General features: G+C 47.2%; 16 protein-coding genes and 1 pseudogene. 6 read left to right on the top strand and 11 right to left on the bottom strand.

The window, feature by feature from the left end; genetic code table 11:
* The first annotated feature begins 53 nt into the window (after positions 1-53).
* Both mnmE and M1L23_RS07270 read left to right on the top strand, forming a co-directional pair.
* Complete coding sequence (gene mnmE, locus M1L23_RS07275; RefSeq protein ID WP_252626682.1) at positions 54-1430, top strand: tRNA uridine-5-carboxymethylaminomethyl(34) synthesis GTPase MnmE; 1377 nt, start codon at positions 54-56, stop codon at positions 1428-1430.
* A gap of 170 nt (positions 1431-1600) precedes the next feature.
* Positions 1601-2797, top strand: coding sequence for a site-specific integrase (locus tag M1L23_RS07270; RefSeq protein WP_252626681.1), 1197 nt, complete (start codon positions 1601-1603; stop codon positions 2795-2797).
* Here the strand turns inward: M1L23_RS07270 and M1L23_RS07265 are convergent.
* The 6 genes and pseudogenes from M1L23_RS07265 to M1L23_RS07240 all read right to left on the bottom strand — a co-directional run.
* Positions 2762-2854: pseudogene (locus M1L23_RS07265) on the bottom strand (helix-turn-helix domain-containing protein); the annotation flags it as partial. The gene M1L23_RS07270 and the pseudogene M1L23_RS07265 overlap by 36 nt on opposite strands.
* Positions 2855-3025: 171 nt before the next feature.
* Complete coding sequence (locus M1L23_RS07260; protein WP_252626680.1) at positions 3026-3484, bottom strand: hypothetical protein; 459 nt, start codon at positions 3482-3484, stop codon at positions 3026-3028.
* Between the two features lie 300 nt (positions 3485-3784).
* Positions 3785-3982, bottom strand: a complete 198-nt coding sequence (locus M1L23_RS07255; protein ID WP_252626679.1) for a helix-turn-helix transcriptional regulator — start codon at positions 3980-3982, stop codon at positions 3785-3787.
* 651 nt (positions 3983-4633) lie between these two features.
* A complete protein-coding gene (locus M1L23_RS07250; protein WP_252626678.1) occupies positions 4634-5185 on the bottom strand; it encodes a cysteine hydrolase family protein in 552 nt (183 codons plus the stop codon).
* A 43-nt stretch (positions 5186-5228) separates the two neighbouring features.
* Positions 5229-5660, bottom strand: coding sequence for an MBL fold metallo-hydrolase (locus tag M1L23_RS07245; protein WP_252626677.1), 432 nt, complete (start codon positions 5658-5660; stop codon positions 5229-5231).
* Entirely contained in the window at positions 5657-5899 is a 243-nt protein-coding gene (locus tag M1L23_RS07240) for a hypothetical protein (protein ID WP_252626676.1), read from the bottom strand. The genes M1L23_RS07245 and M1L23_RS07240 overlap by 4 nt, the downstream gene beginning before the upstream one ends.
* 123 nt (positions 5900-6022) lie before the next feature.
* On the opposite strand from M1L23_RS07240, the gene M1L23_RS07235 reads away from it, so the two are divergent.
* A complete protein-coding gene (locus M1L23_RS07235; RefSeq protein WP_338021835.1) occupies positions 6023-6997 on the top strand; it encodes a GlxA family transcriptional regulator in 975 nt (324 codons plus the stop codon).
* Between the two features lie 439 nt (positions 6998-7436).
* Here the strand turns inward: M1L23_RS07235 and M1L23_RS07230 are convergent, their stop codons facing one another.
* Together M1L23_RS07230 and M1L23_RS07225 are read right to left on the bottom strand one after the other, a co-directional pair.
* Positions 7437-8783, bottom strand: coding sequence for a PDDEXK-like family protein (locus tag M1L23_RS07230; RefSeq protein WP_252626674.1), 1347 nt, complete (start codon positions 8781-8783; stop codon positions 7437-7439).
* Positions 8784-8793: 10 nt separating this feature from the next.
* Positions 8794-9633 carry a hypothetical protein gene (locus M1L23_RS07225; protein WP_252626673.1) on the bottom strand — a complete coding sequence of 280 codons (840 nt, stop codon included), beginning with the start codon at positions 9631-9633 and terminating at the stop codon, positions 8794-8796.
* A 25-nt stretch (positions 9634-9658) separates the two neighbouring features.
* Between M1L23_RS07225 and M1L23_RS07220 the strand changes: the two genes are divergently transcribed.
* Positions 9659-10582, top strand: coding sequence for a GGDEF domain-containing protein (locus M1L23_RS07220; RefSeq protein ID WP_252626672.1), 924 nt, complete (start codon positions 9659-9661; stop codon positions 10580-10582).
* A gap of 95 nt (positions 10583-10677) precedes the next feature.
* Entirely contained in the window at positions 10678-11823 is a 1146-nt protein-coding gene (locus M1L23_RS07215; RefSeq protein ID WP_252626671.1) for a dicarboxylate/amino acid:cation symporter, read from the top strand.
* A gap of 45 nt (positions 11824-11868) precedes the next feature.
* Here M1L23_RS07215 and M1L23_RS07210 read toward each other — a convergent pair whose 3' ends face one another.
* Genes M1L23_RS07210 through M1L23_RS07200 form a run of 3 tightly spaced genes read right to left on the bottom strand, consistent with a single transcriptional unit; the run spans position 11869 to position 14707 of the window.
* Positions 11869-12291 (bottom strand): hypothetical protein, encoded by a 423-nt coding sequence (locus tag M1L23_RS07210; protein ID WP_252626670.1) that lies wholly within the window; start codon positions 12289-12291, stop codon positions 11869-11871.
* A gap of 57 nt (positions 12292-12348) precedes the next feature.
* Entirely contained in the window at positions 12349-13206 is an 858-nt protein-coding gene (locus M1L23_RS07205) for a universal stress protein (protein WP_252626669.1), read from the bottom strand.
* A gap of 13 nt (positions 13207-13219) precedes the next feature.
* Positions 13220-14707, bottom strand: coding sequence for a SulP family inorganic anion transporter (locus M1L23_RS07200; protein ID WP_252626668.1), 1488 nt, complete (start codon positions 14705-14707; stop codon positions 13220-13222).
* Between the two features lie 377 nt (positions 14708-15084).
* On the opposite strand from M1L23_RS07200, the gene M1L23_RS07195 reads away from it, so the two are divergent.
* Positions 15085-15525 carry a flavodoxin domain-containing protein gene (locus M1L23_RS07195; protein WP_252626667.1) on the top strand — a complete coding sequence of 147 codons (441 nt, stop codon included), beginning with the start codon at positions 15085-15087 and terminating at the stop codon, positions 15523-15525.
* Positions 15526-15583 lie beyond the last annotated feature (58 nt).

Genomic DNA, 15583 nt, shown 5'->3' with positions numbered 1-15583 from the left:
CTAGCTCGGTATAATAGCTTCTATTCTTAGTTGCACTTTATACGGGTTACTTCATGAGCGATCTTACTTTCGACACCGACACCATTGTTGCCCAAGCAACGCCACCTGGCAAAGGTGGTGTTGGTATAGTTCGTGTAAGTGGTTCCCTAGCAAAGCAAATAGCCATACAAATTGTTGGCCAATGCCCTAAACCCCGCTACGCCTTATACACAGACTTTAGAGACGCCAACGGCATTCTAATCGACCAAGGTATTGCCCTGTTTTTTGAAGGCCCTAACTCGTTTACGGGTGAAGACGTATTAGAACTACAAGGCCATGGTGGCCCCGTGGTCATTGATATGCTTATTCGCGCCATTTTAACCAATAGCAACGTTCGCTTAGCACGCCCAGGTGAGTTCAGTGAGCGCGCTTTCATGAACGATAAAATTGATTTAACCCAAGCAGAAGCCATTGCCGACCTAATTGATACTAACTCAGAGCAAGCTGCCCGTATGGCCTTACAAAGCTTACAGGGTGAATTCTCGCACCGTATAGACCAACTTGTAGACGCAGTAATTCATTTGCGCATGTATGTTGAAGCAGCTATTGATTTTCCCGATGAAGAAATAGACTTTCTCAGCGACGGCAAAGTTGCTGCCGACTTAGAAGCTATTCTTAACGCATTATTAAAAGTAGAAAGTGAAGCCAAACAAGGTAGTTTATTGCGCGAAGGTATGCGTGTGGTTATCGCCGGACGGCCGAATGCAGGCAAGTCGAGTTTGCTAAACGCCCTGGCTGGTCGAGAATCGGCTATTGTTACCGATATCGCCGGCACCACCCGCGACGTGCTACGGGAACATATTCAAATAGACGGTATGCCGTTACATATTATCGACACCGCTGGCCTGCGCGAAAGCCCAGATAAAGTAGAACAAATTGGTATTGAGCGCGCCTGGGCTGAAATTGAACAGGCCGACCGCGTATTATTTATGGTCGACAGCACCGAAACCAATGCCATTCATCCCAACGACATTATGCCTGAGTTTTTTCACCGCATGCCGCACAATATTCCATTCAGTGTTATCCGCAATAAAGTCGACTTAACCGGAGAACCCGCTGGTTTAACAGAGTATGAAGGTATTCCTGTTGTCGCTCTGTCTGCATCTGGTGGCGACGGGCTTGCCACTTTGCGCGAACATTTAAAAACCAGCATGGGCTTTAATACCAATATGGAAGGTGGCTTTATGGCCCGTCGACGCCATTTAGAAGCCATAGAACGGGCCAAGAAGCATTTGTACATTGGCCAAGAGCAGCTTGAAACTTACGCCGCGGGCGAAATACTAGCCGAAGAGCTACGCTTGGCGCAGTCACATTTAAATGAAATTACTGGCGAATTTACTAGCGACGACCTGCTTAGTAAAATTTTTGGTAACTTTTGCATCGGGAAGTGAAACGGCCAAAAAGATCGAAAAGCATCCAATCAAATACAAATAAGCCATTGTTTTACAAATAATTTTATTCTGTTTCTTTGCAAGCAGTTTGATCCGTTTTGCCCCCTCTTGCTCCGTGTGTGCTCCGAGTATAAGTTTTCGGAGCACTCGGAGCACAAAAGGAGCAAAACATGAAAATCACTATCCAGAAACGCGAACCAGACAAGAACGGCCACCGTGTCTTGCGACTGGTCTACTATCAAGGTTCTAAGACGGGTCAGGACGGTTCTCGGCCGCAGAAGCGCTCATATGAATCCCTGAACCTGTTCCTCTACGACAAACCCCGCCTTCCGGCGGAGCGTGAGCACAACAAGACCGTGAATCAGAAGGCTGAGGCCATCCGGGCAAAGCGGCTGTTGGAAATCGAGTCGTCACGACATGGATTGGATGATCGGACCAAGCTGTCTGCCAGCTTCTTCGATTACTTCGACCAGTTGACCGACGAGAAGGCTTCCGGAAGCAAATCCAACCATTCGATCTGGATCTCCACCCGTCATCACCTGCACCGTTACCATGGCTTGTCTGAACTTACCTTTGAACAAGTCGATAAGCGATTCTTGGAGGGGTTCTGGCACTACCTTCTGCATGAGGCCACCACCAAATCGGGTACCAAACTGGCCAAGAACACGACCAGCAGTTACTTCAACAAGGTTCGGGCAGCGCTCAACCAGGCCTATCGAGACGGCATTGTCCGCGACAACCCGGTTCAACAGGTTAAATCCATCAAGCCGGAAAACACGAAACGGACTTACCTGACCTTGGAAGAGGTCCGGGCTCTGACCAAAGCCGAATGCCGGTATGACGTGCTGAGGCGGGCTTTCCTGTTTTCCTGCACTACTGGCCTTCGCTGGTCAGATATCCACAAGCTGGTCTGGGGTGAGATAGAGGAATTCGCCGATGGCCACTACCGCATCATTTTTCGGCAGAAGAAGCTGGTGAACGCCGGGAACTCACTGCAATATCTGGATCTTCCAGACTCAGCGGTGAGATTGTTGAACCTGGAGAGTCGCGGTAAGCCAGGTGATAGGGTATTCAAGGGTCTGAAGTATGACTCCTATACCAACGTTGCGTTGGCGCAATGGGTCATGCGGGCAGGAATCACCAAGAACGTCACTTTCCATGCCGGACGGCACACCTTTGCGCTCAATCAACTGGCCAGGGGTGTGGATATCTACTCGGTGGCTCACCAGGTGCTGAGCAGCCGACTGCTCGATCTCGTCCGCCGTCGCGATCCGGTTGGACTGGAGCCACTTCAAGATGTCTGCGCGGCGAAAGAAAATCCGGTGACCATTTGGTTTGAAATGAGGAATCTTCTTTTGGGAGGTTAGCTGGTACAGGGTGCTTTTCTTCAGCCCCGTGTATTCCGCACAGTCTTCAAGACTCATGATCTCCTTGTCGGCTTCTGGGGCCTTGCTGCCACTGATATGGTCCAAAATTATCTTCTTGAGAACCATCATGTCCTGCAACACCCGTTGCAGCATTTCTTTTTCTGTCATCTCTCTACCCCTACACCGCCATAACCAAAGTGGGAAAACTGGGAAATTGGGAACACCAGGTCAGTCCTCATGTTCAATCTCACTGAGAGTGCGCTCCCAGACTTTCATTGCCCGCTCCAGCGCTTTGAGAAGACGGAATTCCTCAGAGTTTCTGGAGTGGCTTCTATTATCCAGCCAAGCCTTCAGAGTTCTGTGGACTGCCGGCAGAGACTCCTCTTCGGACCATGGGAGGATGAAATTTCTGCTTCCAAGACAAAGTGCTGCACCAATCAAGGCAAAACGCCGGATGACTCGTTGCACCTGGGATACCATCTGATCGTTTGTCCAAACACTGCTCAGACGACCAACCTCATGATTTAGATACTGACTGAGCTCAGTGTGACGCTCGATCAGCAATGACACCCACTCCCAGATGACAGTGCCGTGGTAACGCTGACAAGACGATTTCAGCTCGTCCACAAATTGCTGAGGATGATTGTGGCCATGTAATTCGTCGAACGCACCGTAGGTGCCAAACACCGGGAGCTCCACCAGACGAATCTGCTGGCCTGCCCGGGTGTCAGTGGATAACCGGTATCAACCAGCATATCTCGCACCTGTCGGGCATTATCGCTGTTGAGATCTCGGGCATAGACGACCTCACGTAGCTTCACACCATCGAAATTCTGCCATTCAAGCAACGCTCCGTGTCCGTGCCGTTTGTCGGTTAATCTGGTTCGAGCCATTACCTGAATCCAACCGCCTACACGCTGCCAGTGGCCACCTGACAATGCATAGAGCCCATCTTCTTGAACTTTATATTGCATCAGCTCCACCCTCTCACAGCTTGTCCAACCACGCTTTTACGTCCTGGTAGCGAAAGCGAACAGCCCTGCCATTAGGGTTCGGCTTCATAGGTGCCGGGAACCGACCTTGTTTTACATAGCGGCGTAACGTTGCCTGCGATGTCTTCAGAACAGTGCAAACTTCTTCGTACGTCAGCTGAAGCTCTGTCGTGTTACTTGATTGTTTCCTCATGACTACTCCCAGTTGCTTATGATTTGACAGGAGCTATCATCGAAAATATTGGTCTGGAGGGAGAACCGTGGAATTGCCCTTAAAGGGCACAAAGGCGAGGATGGCTAATAAGCCATTGATAATTAATAGATAAAAACAAACTAGAAAAAAGAAGACATTATCGGAAAAACAGGACATATCCCAAGGAATTAAGAGTGTTTTGTAACCACATAGCCTTGTGACTTTCACATGTGAAAGTCATTGTCTGATCTCGTACCATTTTTTGATTCAATGATGATGGATGGATTTATAGTCACGTCCTTCATAACGACCGAACCGATGGGCGAATTATTTAAAAAAGGCTTTTTGAGGGCGTTTCAAACCAGATTGGACAGCACAGTCAAGCCGTTAATCGAAAATAGCCTCCTAAGAGTCTGTTCTGAGGCCCCTTCGTCGCTTCGCACCAGTAAGAAGTCAGGCTCTAAAACATCAAACAAATATGCAAAAGGTCCTTTTTGAAGCTCTTAGAAAAAATGCCGAAGCGAAGAACCCTGCCCGCTAACATAGGTAATTAATCACCAAAGTTTATCGGCAATCATCACATCGGAGACATGAAGCGGCCAGCCAGGAACTATTCCTAGCTGGTTAGTCAGCTCCAATAGGTTGAAATGATCAATAGCTGTTAATGAAACCTGCTGTGGATTTTATACTCGCATAGGCGAACTCAAGAGCTGCCATAGCAGTGGCATGAACTTGCGCCGCAGGCACTTTCACACCATTGAATTCCAAATCCAATGTGGCGCAGGCATCCTCGACAACTGTAACCTTATATCCAAAGTCTGAAGCGGCGCGGCTAGTCGCTTCGATGCACATGTGGCTCATGGCACCAATCACTACTACTTCCTCAATGCTGTTGGTATCCAGCAGCTCTTTCAGGTTGGTATTCAGGAACGAGTTGGGGTAATTTTTCAGAATTACCGGCTCATCGCCATCAGGGGCGACGGATTCGTGAATCTCAACGCCGTCGCTGCCCGGTGTGAATAGCGGCGCATTCGGATCGGGAAACTCATGGTGGACATGAATCAGAAGGTTCTTGTTCTGACGAGCCATCTGTATGACTCGTGCAGCATTGGCCGCAGCCTGCTCTATATTCACCAATGGCAGTTTGCCAGATGAAAAATATTCATTTTGGATATCAACAACAATAACGGCTCTTTTGCTCATTTGATTGCTCCTTTCTCGGTAATATTTTCCGGATGTGTTTGAATTAAAAAGAAATAGTTTCGCCATCCGCCGGAATCAAAACATGCTCTTCAATTCCCGCGTTTTGCACAAAATCCGCCAGTCCTTCGCGACTGAGAGTCATGTGGTTAACCGCATCCATGTGTACGGCAACGATAGTCGCTTCCGGTGCGGCACGGTGAACCCGCAAAGTGTCCTCTTTGCCCATGATGATCGGATCGCCCTCAAAACCGTTCACTTCGGCAGCACCAGTGTTCAGCACAATTACGTCGGGGCGGTAACGGTCCAGTGACTGCATAACTTCATCGCGCCATACGGTATCGCCCACAACATAGGTTGTTCTCTGCCCCTCGGCCTCGAAAACAACGCCCATCACCTCGCCTAAAGACTCGGCCAGCTCGGGAACGGCATAAAGATTATCGGAACCGTGCTGCCCGCCGGTTTTGTGGAGTGTCACGCCACCAAAGGATTGCGCAGCTCACTGCGGTAAGTGTTTTCAAAGCCAGGATAGGTTCCTTTATCTGCCAACATGGGATCTATCAGAAACGTGGTTTCACCGTAGGTAACCTTTATTGTGGCGTTCCGAATGTGCTGCATTTCCTGGGTCAACGTGCCTGAGCCAGACTCCGCGAAAGCACTGCCTACAAAAGCAGCGGATGCCAGCAACAGTGTGCTAGCGATGGTTTTAATCAACATGGTGTTTGTCCTCCAAATGGGTGTTCGTTGATGGGTAAAGTGTAGGGAGTTTTGGTCGCCACAAATATTGACCTGAAAGACAATCATCGAAAAGATCGGGCCAAAGGGTTATCATCGGGTCGGATGAACCAAAGGAGTATGACCATGAGGCGACCCAGAGTTGGGCTTATCCTTCACCCGCAATTCAGTCCTTTCCATTTCTCGGTGCCCTACATGGTTTTCAGTATTACCCTGCCTGATGGCCCGTTGTTCGAATTGGTGATTGTGGCTCCGGGAGGACAGCCTCTGAATTCCGAGCGGGCAATGACTATTGAGCCTGATGGAGGTTTGGAGCTACTGGATAACGTTGATATTGCCGTGGTGCCCGGCTGGCATGACTTGAACGAGGCGCCACCGTCAGAATTAACAGAGGCGCTTGCTCGTTGCCATGAGCGCGGCGCGCATGTGGTCGGCCTTTGTTATGGAACCTATGCTCTAGCCTACGGGGGATTGCTGGACAATAAACGAGCTTCAACCCACTGGCTGGCTGAGCAGGACTTTCTCGAGCGCTTCCCGAAGGTAAAACTCGATACCAATGCCCTTTATGTTGAGGATGATCGGCTGGTCACTTCCGCAGGAACGGCTGCGGGGCTGGATTGCTGCCTATTCCTCGTGCGTGAATACTATGGCGCCAAAACGGCCAATACGATTGCCCGACTCATGGTACTCCCGCCTCATCGGGAAGGCGGTCAGGCTCAGTTTATTGAACAACCCGTCGCGATCTCTACCCAGGATGCCCACATCAACCGGCTTCTAGATTACCTGCGGGAAAACCTGGCCGACACCCACACCATTGATGAGCTCGCCGCCCGTACCGCTATGAGCCGACGCACCTTCACACGTCATTTTCAAAAAGCTACCGGCATGACGGTGTTGGAGTGGTTGGTGAGTGAGCGGTTACGGCAAGGGCGTGAGCTACTTGAAACCACATCGCTGTCTGTTGAAGCCATAGCGGAAAGAATTGGCTTTCATACAGCTACTTCTTTCCGACAGCACTTCAAACAACGGCATCATGTGAGTCCGCGAGACTGGCGCAAGACGTTCGGGGATGCCGTCTAAGTGCGTGCCATTTCCATCTGATTTAGAAAACTCACGCCCTGGAATTCCGACGAAAACTTATCCAGATTAATAGCGTATGTGCTGCTCATATCTCCAAGAGGCGACCTATTAGAGCGCATGGAATGAGCTCAAAGTTATCCAAATCAGATAGGTATGTGTAGCGATTGGAAAGTCCTCCAGGGCGGTAATCCTCTCGTCCTGGAGAAATATCGGAGCAGGCTTGCGTAGATGCCGGCACTAATGACACGTCAGTACAGGCTTACGCATTCCGTAACTCTTCAAACTTACTCCGAGGCAGCCACTCAATTGCCAGATCACGGCCGCAAACTTTTACAACGCCCTGGCTAGCGTTCGGTTTATCGTGTTCGGCGCGATACACCAGCAAGGTACTGTTCCGCCAGTTGGTTGAGTCGGGTTTGATCAAAGTTAGCGTCGTAGCTCATATCTCGTTTCCTTCTGATAATGTCGTGCTATCAGCACAACCCAAGCTTGTTAAAAGTTCGCCCAGAATTTCCCGCTGTGGGCTGTTAGAAAAGTCGGCAAGGTGGATGATGCCTTGGTACTCAAGGGCTTCGGCGTATGTCATAACCCGAGGAAATATCTTGCTTTTCAGTGCAGCAGGCTCTGAAAGCTTCAGAGTCGGCATCAGGCCCTCTATAGAGCGATCAGCATGCTCTGTCAGCAGGCAGCCCACATGGAGCATCTTGGAGCCGTAAAACAGCATAAGAACCGCCTCTTTGGCCCATGGCCCGGTCTCCAGTCGATAGAAAGCGCCACGGTTACGCGTCCCATTACCCGCTCGGAAAAAATTAAATCTAGGCGCGTACAGGAGGCCGGAAGCATCTTTTTGAAAAGCGGTATGGACGAAGGGGCTCAGCAACTCTACGTTTTCCGGCCCAATCCTGGTCATGTCACCATTACCGACAAACGGCTCGAATAGCTCTTCGAGATTGCTTGTTAATGCTTGTTCAAGCCAACTTGCGTGTATGGCAGGTAATTCTCTGGTCAACTGGATTGCCTGCTCATGGTGTCGCTTTCCCTCGGCAATGCCCTCTTCGAGAATGTCTTTTAGCGTTTTCACCTTGCTCACATACTCCTTCGTTGCCCGTTCTACCACTGCCTGATAATCCCGCAACGCCCAAGCGATGTGAGATTGCCGGTCGACAGCGTTGACGCATGACTCAAGCCAAGTATGAATACTGTCTTGTTGGGTATTTTTCCGGTAACTGAGATTTTGATAGTGAGCGACCGGTTGGCTGCTGGTGTTGAGCAAACGGGATGTCCGGTGACAAACCGTTAACCCACCCAAACCAAAGGCAGAGGGGGCCTGTCGATTTTTAGTCAGGTAAATAAACAGCGTCTCGTCTGCCTGTGCCGGATCCGTGGCATTAATCACCTCAAGGTAACGCGCAACCTGCCGGGGCTGGTCCTGCGCATTGAGTTTGTTTTCGACAACGATCTGACGTTTACCATCAGTTATCCACAGGTCAATCTGATCTCCCTGGCCATCCGGACAATGTTCTTTCAGCACGGTTACAGATGTCGGATCCAGCCAATCCTGTCGTCCGATAACCTCCAGGAAGAGTTCAAGAAATCGCGTTCCCTGATAATGCTTCCCCTTCGGATTCAGCAGAGCATAGATAAACCGGGTATGAAGCCGGACTTCATCATTGACGGACAGAACCGAGCTGAGCAGATTGAAGTCATTCAATCCCTTTCGTTTTTGTTCTGCTTGTTCCTCGTCAAACGCTTCCAGCGCAGCGAAGAGTTCTTCCCATGATTCCATTTCGCCTGCCTTATCCCGTCTCAACGCTGGTTTTGACCTGGTTATACACAGCCCGCATCAGGTACTGAGAAGCGATATTACGGAAGGACTCGTCGTTCATCAAGCGTATGAAGATGTCCTCGTTGCCGTCCATGCGTTCTACAAACAAGTTCTCCAGGCTGTTGGCCATGACGGCCTGCCGTAGCTGTTCATTGGCAACGGCGGTTTCCTTCACCTGATCGAAGAACAACTGATCCGCCGGGGTAAACTCTGTGCCAAACCGTTCGTTCAGCTTGTCGACCAGTGTCGATAACTGTACCTCTTCATCAGCTTGCCCCGTACCAACCTCGGTCGGGCCATACAAGGCATCTGGTTCACCAGCCTTCAGGTCGATGGCGCCCTCACTGATTTTCTGCAGCCGGTAGTATTTCAGCTCTACCTCGTCATCAACCTGAACCGTGCGCGTATCGGCGGTGTAAGGCAGTTTGGTGAGCAAGAAGCGGGAATAGGTGTACAGCTTCTCGTGGTCCGAGCCCTGATAAGGAATAATCTGGGCAACGAAGCCGTACAGGTTACGGAAGCTGACCAATTGCCCCTTGAACAGGGCTTGGTCTTCCTCGCTCAATTTCTTGAAACGCTCGACAGCCAGGTCAATCAGACTATTCAGCTTCTTGTGTTCACCGCCCGTCGGGTTCAGTCGGTTGCGGAACCAGATCTCGCACCAGGCGCTCACCTCTCCCTCCGTGAAAATCTGCCAGGTGGACAGGGTGTGGGCCAGGTTATTGAGCTGTTGCGGGTCGGTATCCTCTTCCTTGGTGGTCACCTCGTAATAGGGTTTGAACGCTTTGTAGATTTCATCCGGCTCGTTCACGAAGTCCAGGACAAAGGTATCTGTCTTGCCCCTGGCCGTTCGGTTAAGCCGCGACGACTTAAAAGTACAAGTTTGGCACCCTGAATTATGGCAACTAATGCAAGCTTCCTCTGCTGGCAGTGTAAATATTAACGGTCATTTATTTACTTATGAACGAATCAACATAGCCAATGTTTATGAACAAACCTCCCATGCACGCTATTTAGACGACTTAGGCATAACCAACGACGTTCAGCAATTAGAGTGGACCATACTAGTGCAATCAGAACCGTCGCAATGGCAACAGCTTGCCAACTTCCGCGATTTATATGAGAACGCTCCCATTGGCTACATTACCCTTTCGAGCGACGGTTTAATTACCAATGTAAATAAAATGGTATTAGCATATTTAGGTTATGAGCGCGAAGAATTGGTAAATAACCGTAACTTCAAAGACCTTGTCGTTGAGAAAAACGATAAACCGGCAGAAGAACTACTAAATGCATTAGAAACAGCGCGCGACCAACAAACCCGCTTACAAATGCGTGGCAAAAATGGTCAAATTATTGAAGTGGCTTGTAACCTTTCATCACGAGTTAACAATGAACCAACTCTTGAAGTGGGCCGCTGTAGCGTACTCGATATTAGCGATGAAGTACTAAAAGCTTTAGCTGAATGTTGTGAAAATATATTGCGTGTTACCGACATTATGGCTCGTTTTGGTGGGGAAGAATTCGTAATTTTACTTTCCGATACTAACTACACAGAAGGTTTGGCCAAAGCAGAAGAGCTTCGCCAAGCCTTAGCTAAGCTACCGATTTATTTGCCCGACGGCACAACGTTTTACTTTACCGTGTCATTTGGTGTTGCTAGTTTATCGGCAGAACTTGATTCCATAGAAAAACTATTAAAAGCTGCCGACACGGCGCTTTATAAAGCCAAGCAAACAGGGCGCAACAAAGTATACTAACACATTGCCCTTGGTAAGCTTCACATGGTCCGGTGCCGCATTTCATTCAGCCATGTTATGATGCGGCAAGAACTAAAATAATTTTGAGACCCCCTATGAAACTCATACTTAAATTAATTGCTGGTATTGTTCTTGGCTCCTTGGTGGGCCTATTTGCACCGGAATTTTTCATTCGTTTACTACTTACCTTTAAAGCTTTGTTTGGCGAATTCCTGTTTTTTATAATTCCCTTGCTTATATTGTTCTTCATCACCAGTGGTATTGCTGCCCTGCCAAGAAATAGTGGTACCTTGTTGGGTCGAACCCTAGGTATAGCCTACCTTTCAACCATTGTTGCCGGTGTTGGGGCTTACTTTGTGGCCCGAATTGTAGTGCCCATGCTAACCACTGGAAGTAAAGCAGTGGTAGACACCGCTACCAATGGCTTACTGCCCTTTATAGTGATGGATGTGCCGCCAGTATTTAGCGTAATGACAGCGCTAGTATTAGCTTTTGTGCTGGGTTTAGGAATTTCGGCTATTAAGGCAACCACTATTAAAACGGTTAGCGACGAAGGCCGCGACATTATTGAACGCTTATTGGTTAAGCTTATTATTCCGCTGCTACCTTTTTATATTGCAGGTGTTTTTGCTGAAATGGCCGCCGCCGGCACCGTATTTGAAACCTTAAAAACCTTCGGTGTAATACTTGTTTTAGCAGTTGCTCTACACTGGGTGTACTTAACCAGCATGTTTGTTCTTGCCGGTATTAAAGCGGGTAAGTCGCCTGTAAAGCTAATAAAAAATATGCTTCCGGCCTACTTTACTGCGCTTGGAACCATGTCGAGCGCAGCCACCATTCCGGTAACTTTACAAAGCGTAAAAAATAATGGCGTTAACGACGACATTGCTAACTTTACGGTACCCTTGTGTGCAACCACTCATTTAGCCGGTTCCACCATTACTATTGTTAGTTGCACCATTGCTGTTATGGTGCTGCATAGCGAGCTTGTTATACCGTCTTTCACTACTATCCTGCCGTTTATACTAACTTTAGGCGTTGTTATGTTAGCAGCTCCTGGTGTGCCTGGTGGTGCGGTTATGTCGGCGGTGGGCTTATTAGGTTCAATGTTGGGCTTTGGCGATACCGCAATAGCCCTCATGATTGCTCTATACATGGCCCAAGACAGCTTTGGAACTGCCTGTAACGTAACCGGCGACGGCGCAATTGCGTTATTTGTGAATACTGCAGCTAAAAAATAACGTTTTAACGATAAGTAAAAGTTTTAAGCAGAAGCCCTCAGCAATTTATATGCTTGAGGGCTTTTTTAATGGGGGTCGGTGATAACGGCTACGAATCCAATTTAGCGAGCGTAAAACACCTGGCTTACATACCAACCAACGTTCTACTTTATATTTACCTGGTAAATCAGACACCATAACGGCCATAAGTATGGTTAACAACCCTTGGCCCGGCAACACGAGCATGGCAAGGCCCGCCAACAAAAGCAGCAAGGCTACACTATTGCGAAGTATATAGAATAGTTTTCTAGGTAAGGTCCACTTACGAACACGCCGCTTACCCACAAAGTAATGCGACGGCATACGCACCACTAATATAGGCAGCACAAACAACGAAATAAGTAGCGACACCACACTTACACTAATAAGTATTGGCAGCCATGGCTCTATCCAAGCCAACCAACTAGGTAAACGATCGAAATTCAACATAGCTTTCTCATTAATACATAGCCGTTATTTTAAATCGAACTAGTTTAAACCCACTGGTTAACGTAACAACAACACCGGTATAACAGCATTTTGTATTAATGCATTGGTATGGCTACCGACGAAAAATTTACGGATACGAGAATGGCCATACGCGCCCATAACCATGGCATGTATATTATGGGTTGCGGCATAGTTATTTAATACTTGCTCAACTTCACCCGCAATTAGCGCGGTTGTAACTTCAAAACCTTGTTGGCTTAATTTGGTTTCAGCCCATGTTAGTTGCGCACTATGGTCGGCCGTTTCTGGGCCAACCATCACCACGTGTACCGGCAAGCCTTTAAATAAAGGGCTATTAGCAACCATAGTTACTGCCTTCTGGGCCGTTTTACTGTGGTCGTAAGCAAGCATAATGCGCTCGGGCTGTTGAAAATGACCATGCACCACCCACACTGGACAAGACACCGTGCGAATAACCCGTTCCACCTGATGTCCAATTCGCTGCCCAACGCGATTAGTTTGGCCTCGTTTACCTTGGCGGCCAATTACTAACAAACGAATATCGCTTTCAATAGCGCTTAATGCCCCAGATAAATCACCATGGCGTTGGCGTAATAAAGGCTCTGCATACTGCTTTTCTATGTGGGCGCGAGCAGCTTCCAAAAATACCAAGCCTTGTTGACGAGCTAATTTGGCCCGTTGTTCTTCTAAATCTGCTATGTCAGCTAAAATACGTACGCGCTGATCAATACTTATTTTGCCACTAAAGTCGCTCTCATCCGCCCCACGTGCATCGTCAAGCACATTCAATAATACAAGTTGGCTATTCATGCGATTAGCCGACCAAGCGGCGTAGTCTGCTACTGTGTCGCTTAATGCAGAGCCGTCGATACATGCAACTGTGTTTATTGTCATTGTAGTGCCCTTATTAAGAATGATTCGACAAATGGTCTATAGCGTCGGGTTTATCCGACAAGCCAAATTTATCAACAACAGTTGCCGTTGCTTTATTCATGCTTTCAACCACTACTTCTGTGCCTTCACGACGGAACTTTAGTATCACTTTGTCAAGCGCACCTACGGAAGTAATGTCCCAAAAATGTGCTCGGTCTAAGTTTATCGTTACCTTTTCTAGGGCTTCATGAAAGTCGAACGACTCACCAAATTTTTCCGATGAACTAAAAAATACTTGCCCTATTACATTGTACTGCCGCTCTCTGCCGTCAGCTGAAAGGGTAGACGACACATGCATATAATTACTTACTTTAGCAGCAAAAAACAGTGCGGCTAGTAGTACCCCAATAAACACACCTAAGGCTAAGTTGTGAGTCCACACTACTACCACAACGGTAGCTATCATAACGATATTGGTACTCATAGGGTGTTTTTTCAAATCTGCTATCGACTGCCAACTAAAGGTACCAATAGACACCATAATCATTACTGCAACTAGGGCCGCCATGGGAATTTCCGACACCCAGTCACTTAAAAACACCACTAAAATAATAAGCCCAGTACCTGCTACTAGCATTGATAAACGGCCGCGACCACCAGACTTTACATTAATTACCGACTGACCAATCATGGCACAACCTGCCATACCACCCATAAAACCAGCCCCAATATTAGCAATACCCTGGCCTCGACATTCTTTGTTGCGATCCGATTTAGTGTCGGTCATATCGTCTACAATAGTTTGGGTCATCATTGATTCAAGCAAACCTACCATAGCTAATGGAAACGCATAGGGCAGAATAATTGTTAAGGTGTCCCAGTTAAGCGGAATATTAGGTAAGAAAAATATTGGTAAGGTGTCGGGTAGTTCACCCATATCACCAACGGTACGTACATCAATGCCAAAGTACATCACCACCGAACTAATAACTATAATAGCCACTAAAGGCGAAGGTATGGCTTTAGTAACATAAGGCAAGCCATAAATAATACCCAAACCCGCTAAGGTAAGCGCGTATACATGCCATGTTATGTGCTCTCCTATTAGTTCGGGTATTTGCGCCATAAAAATTAAAATAGCCAAGGCATTAACAAAACCCGTAACTACCGAACGCGACACAAAACGCATTAAGCTGCCAAGTTTAAGCAAACCAAAAATAAGCTGAATTACACCCGTTAAAATAGTTGCAGCTAGTAAGTAATCGAGCCCATGGTCGCGTACTAAGGTAACCATTAACAATGCCATAGCACCCGTGGCAGCCGATATTTGTCCTGGGCGACCGCCTATAAAGGCCATAATTACACAAATACAAAACGAGGCATATAAACCTACTTTTGGATCAACGCCCGCAATAATAGAAAAGGCAATGGACTCTGGAATAAGCGCTAACGCCACCACCAACCCGGCTAGGATGTCTGGGCGAATATTGCCAAACCATTCACTTTTCCAATCACTTTTCATTGTTTTTCCTATTTAGTAAAAATACATTTATAAAACGTACACGCGTAATTTATCTGCACCTGGTTACTAACTAACCACCATTAAATTAAATTAAATCATTAAATAACAGATACTTACAATAAATATAAGCTTTATTTACAACGATAAACTGATGCGGCGAGCATAATAATGACTTTTTACAAGCAACCCCTACTATTTACTATGAATTGCCTGTAACTGAGTCCATTAACAAGGGATAAATACAAATAAGGGGCGAATAATAAACATACAGATAGCGACTTACAAGCTGGTTAAGCATAAAATTCATGGTTCTCATTGATTTTTTCATCAATAAGCTTCAAATTAAAACTTATCTACCATCTTAAAAAGATTCTTTTATGGCCTTACCTATCGAAATTTTAGTTGGTTCAACAGCTGGTAATACAGAGTATTTGGCCACTGAAATTGAACAAAAACTAAACGCTAGTAATCATACAACACAATTTCACGACTTCCCTAAATGGGAGGAAATAAACTTTAATGCCACTTTTTTACTCTGTATTGCTACTCATGGTGCAGGCGAGTACGCAGAAAGTATAGTTGATTTTATGGAACATCTGGAACACCGGCAGCCAGATCTTACCCACCTGAAATTTGCTCTTATTGCCATTGGAGATTCAAGTTACGACACCTATTGCAGTGCCGGTATTAAAGCCAGTGAATTATTACAACGCCTTGGTGCTAAAGAGATTTCTTCAATGCTAAAGATCGATATGCAAATTACCACCGAGCCAGAAAAGATCGCTTTAGAATGGATCGATCAAATCAGTTGGCCATAGTTAGTTACCAGCTTATACACATGCAATAATCAAGCTTATCAACAAAAATAAGATCCTG

The organism is Aliidiomarina quisquiliarum, from assembly GCF_023922585.1.
Taxonomy (GTDB): domain Bacteria; phylum Pseudomonadota; class Gammaproteobacteria; order Enterobacterales; family Alteromonadaceae; genus Aliidiomarina; species Aliidiomarina quisquiliarum.
This window is presented reverse-complemented; position numbering and strand designations above follow the sequence as displayed.